Source organism: Aliterella sp. E5.1 (assembly GCF_057473825.1).
Genome location: NZ_JBYCCV010000196.1, coordinates 1 through 3424, shown reverse-complemented (window position 1 = coordinate 3424; position 3424 = coordinate 1). Strand labels below are relative to the sequence as shown.

Annotated in this window: 6 protein-coding genes; 5 read left to right on the top strand and 1 reads right to left on the bottom strand. The window is 41.8% G+C overall.

Annotated elements, in window-relative coordinates:
- The first annotated feature begins 309 nt into the window (after window positions 1-309).
- From AC2VE5_RS24840 to AC2VE5_RS24820, 5 genes are all read left to right on the top strand, one after another.
- Entirely contained in the window at window positions 310-1299 is a 990-nt protein-coding gene (locus tag AC2VE5_RS24840; protein ID WP_486890283.1) for an FAD-binding domain-containing protein, read from the top strand.
- A 138-nt stretch (window positions 1300-1437) separates the two neighbouring features.
- Window positions 1438-1719 carry a type II toxin-antitoxin system Phd/YefM family antitoxin gene (locus AC2VE5_RS24835; RefSeq protein ID WP_486890282.1) on the top strand — a complete coding sequence of 94 codons (282 nt, stop codon included), beginning with the start codon at window positions 1438-1440 and terminating at the stop codon, window positions 1717-1719.
- On the top strand, window positions 1682-1948 hold the full coding sequence (locus AC2VE5_RS24830; RefSeq protein ID WP_486890281.1) for a Txe/YoeB family addiction module toxin: 267 nt from the start codon (window positions 1682-1684) through the stop codon (window positions 1946-1948). Before AC2VE5_RS24835 ends, AC2VE5_RS24830 begins: the two co-directional genes overlap by 38 nt.
- Window positions 1949-2047: 99 nt before the next feature.
- Window positions 2048-2263 carry a hypothetical protein gene (locus tag AC2VE5_RS24825; protein ID WP_486890280.1) on the top strand — a complete coding sequence of 72 codons (216 nt, stop codon included), beginning with the start codon at window positions 2048-2050 and terminating at the stop codon, window positions 2261-2263.
- Window positions 2264-2376: 113 nt separating this feature from the next.
- Window positions 2377-2544, top strand: a complete 168-nt coding sequence (locus AC2VE5_RS24820; protein ID WP_486890279.1) for a hypothetical protein — start codon at window positions 2377-2379, stop codon at window positions 2542-2544.
- Between the two features lie 84 nt (window positions 2545-2628).
- Here AC2VE5_RS24820 and AC2VE5_RS24815 read toward each other — a convergent pair.
- Window positions 2629-3424 (bottom strand): RecB family exonuclease (locus AC2VE5_RS24815; protein ID WP_486890278.1); only part of this gene is annotated, 796 nt, incomplete at its 5' end.

The following is a 3424-nucleotide window of genomic DNA, read 5'->3' as shown; positions in this document are numbered from 1 at the left end:
TTAATCTTAGACGGCAGTAAAACTTAGCTTGAACAATAGGCATGGCTGCTGACCCAACAAAACTAAATGATCTTGAAATGCTTTCTCTACTTGCTCTTGGCTAACCAGCTACATGAAGCGAGTAGACCCAGGGGAAAAAGACCCATTCCCCTACCCTGATGCTTTAATCGGTTGTGTTGCAAAAAATTATTGAGTCGCAATAGTCCTCAGTTATTGACAGCTACATTCCACATATAGCGTCTTAAAAAATAAGTAAACACTAAATGTGGAATTTAATTGTCAACTATTACAAGCTATTGACAACAAGAAATTTTTTGCAACACAACCGAAAATACTTACTTTAGCGGTGGTGAGTCACAGGCGATCGCTACACTAAACTCGTTCTTAGATTCCCGTTTTCGGGGCTACCACTGGAAGATATCGCGCCCCTGGCTAACACAGCAAGGAGCTACATCGCACCTATCGCCTCACTTAACTTTTGGTACAATCTCTGTTCGGCAAGTTTACCAAAAGACAAAAGAACGAGCCGCAGAACTAGCAAATAATCCTAAAGCCCAGTTTTCGCTCAAAGCATTCCGCGATCGCCTGCGCTGGCATGATAGTTTTACCCAACGCCTGTACAATCATCCAGAATTAGTGGACACTAACCGCTACGAAGAGTTTGATGAGTATTACTCGCTAGCAGAATTAGACGAGAAAAAGCAGGAGTTATTCACTGCCTGGAAGGAGGGACAGACAGGATTTCCCTTAGTAGATGCGAGTATGCGCCAACTCAAGATAATGGGTTGGATGAACTTTAGGATGAGGGCAATGTGCGCTACTTTCCTGTGCGTCAACTGCGGCATCTCTTGGCATCACGGGGCAGAGCATTATATGAGATATTTGGTGGATGGCGACCTGGCAATAGATAATTGGCAGTGGCAGATGCAAGCAGGAGTAACTAATCCTCTGTCTGATACCTTCCGTATCTACAATCCTAATAAGAATCTAGAGGAGAAAGACGGCGATTTGAAGTTTATCTACCACTGGGTTGAAGAACTGCGCGGCTATAGTTTGGCAGAAATCCTCAATGGAGCGTACCTAAACGAGAGTCCATACCCTGAGCCAATATTAGATTGGGGACAAACTCGAAAGACTAACGGCAAAATTGTCTCAGACTTGCGTAAGCGAGTGAAACAGCGATTGTTAATCGAGCAGGGAGTGGAGCTAGAGCAGGCGGCGATCGCCAAGAGGACTGTGGATAAGTATTGGGAGAGCAAGGATAAGCAGTACGAAGAATACAAGCGAAAAATATCCTGAAGAAACAGGGATATGGGTTAATCTAATTCATTAATCCATAAACGTTTATGGATTAATAGCTGGTGTCTCTCACATATCAAAACTCTTGTGTGTACGCAATAATGTACTATGATCAGATAGAACATAAGCAAAAAATTAATGGATGTACTTTCAGCTACAAAAGCAAGAGCTAACCTGTTTCGTCTGATTGATGAGACTGCCGAGGCTCATAAGCAAGTTTTAATCACTGGGCAGCGAAACAACGCTGTATTACTCTCTCAGGAGGATTGGAACGCTATTCAAGAAACACTGTATTTAGCCTCGATACCAGGTATGGCAGAGTCAATTATTGAAGGTGGTCAAACTCCAGTAGAAGAATGTATTAATCTAGAGGACTTGAAACTTGGCTTGGCAGATAGTATTGACGAAGCAAGCAGCTAAAGATGCCCAGAAATTAGTTAACGCTAAACTTTGGAGTAATGCCGAAAGATTATTAGAAGTATTAGCAATAAACCCTTCTCAAAACCCGCCGCCCTATGAGAAATTAGTAGGAAATCTAGCAGGGTTTTACTCGCGCCGAATTAACATTCAGCATCGTTTAGTTTATCAAGTTTTGAAAGAAATCAATACAGTCAAGGTGATACGAATGTGGAGCCATTATGAACTCTAGCTCGGTTGAAGACTCAGAAATTGCATTAATCTTTCAATACCTCAATTTAGGCTTTCTGTAGAATTGGGAGCAACAAGCTATCTGGCAGGAGAATACATCATGAAATATATTGACGAAAGTATTAGACCCATACAAGAAATTGCTACAGTAGGTGGAAGAAAAATTATATTGACCAATGTTACGAAAACTAGGGTCAAGCAGGCTCGAGATTGGATACGAGCCGAGATGACTAGAGGTAGACCTCTAGAAGAAACTATTACAAAGTTAATAAGTTTGCGTAGTGATATTATAGTTTTTCCAATGAAAGATACTTAAGAAAACAGGCATAAAAAATTATTGATTCACGGCGACTTTAACGTCTCGGTTTAGGATAGTCGGCAGATTCTTCATTTACATTGAAGGTCTGAAGCTCATTTAGAAAAACCAAAATGAAACCTGAAGCATTGCAACTATTGGATCAAGAATTCAAAAATAATTCCATGAGGTTTTTTGACGCAATCTCAATTGAGCTAGGATATTTTCAAACCTTTGAAGAGTTAGTGCAGTCAATTAAGCGAGAAATAACTATACCTTATAAGGATTTAGCAATCTCATGAAAAAGACTTTCTTCGTGGTTGGGATGAGGTTTATGACTACGGCTGAGAGACCAACTACATTAGCGACTAGGGCGATGTAATCTTTTAGAGGTTGAGAGCAAGTTGTATTTGTAAGGGAGATTTGGTATTTGGCGGTAACGGCTCTGGCTCATCTTGCACCGCAGAGCAATATCTCGCATAAGTACAGACTTCGCACTGCTCCCCAGTCTTTGGTTCCCATTGTTCATCGGTACGTAATCGCCAAGCTAATTCACTAATAACAGTCTCCACTTGTTGTTTGTGTTCGCAACTTGCCTCAAAAACAATCTTTTCGCCTGTCCGCAAGTAAAGTAAGCTCAACTGCTGCAAGCAGGATTGATACCTTTGCTCCAGGGCAATGTAGTACAGACCAATTTGCAAGTCAATTTCATCGGAGGGTGGCAATTTGACTTCTTTGGTTGATTTATAGTCGATTAGTTCCAACCCGTCTCCCAGAAAATCGAGGCGGTCGTAGCGTCCAGAGACTTTAAATTCTAAGTCATTAACTAACAAGCGTCCTTTGATTCGACCTTCTATTGCTAAAGGTCGAGCGATTGCAGTTTCACCCGCAATGAATTGGTGATAATAATTTTCTAAAATTTCCTGTCCTTCCTCAGATTGAGCCGGACTGAGGTTCGTAGAACATCGCTGCCAGCAAGAAGAAATCCAGTCAATGGGCGGTAGTGGATCGAGGTAGTGCCAATCACGGTAGGTTTGGGCAAGGGCTTGATGTAGGGCTGTACCAAGCTTGGCATTACCAAAGAATCCAGGAGCTTTCAAACCCAACTCGTAACGGAAATAGTAGGCTTGTGGACAACGATGGTAAGTTTGGAGTTTGGTGGCGGAAATTTGGTAAGCCATT

Coding starts and splice junctions, on each gene's coding strand:
- AC2VE5_RS24835 (WP_486890282.1), top strand. CDS start 1,438: ATGGATGTACTTTCAGCTACAAAAGCAAGAGCTAACCTGTTTCGTCTG.
- AC2VE5_RS24825 (WP_486890280.1), top strand. CDS start 2,048: ATGAAATATATTGACGAAAGTATTAGACCCATACAAGAAATTGCTACA.
- AC2VE5_RS24820 (WP_486890279.1), top strand. CDS start 2,377: ATGAAACCTGAAGCATTGCAACTATTGGATCAAGAATTCAAAAATAAT.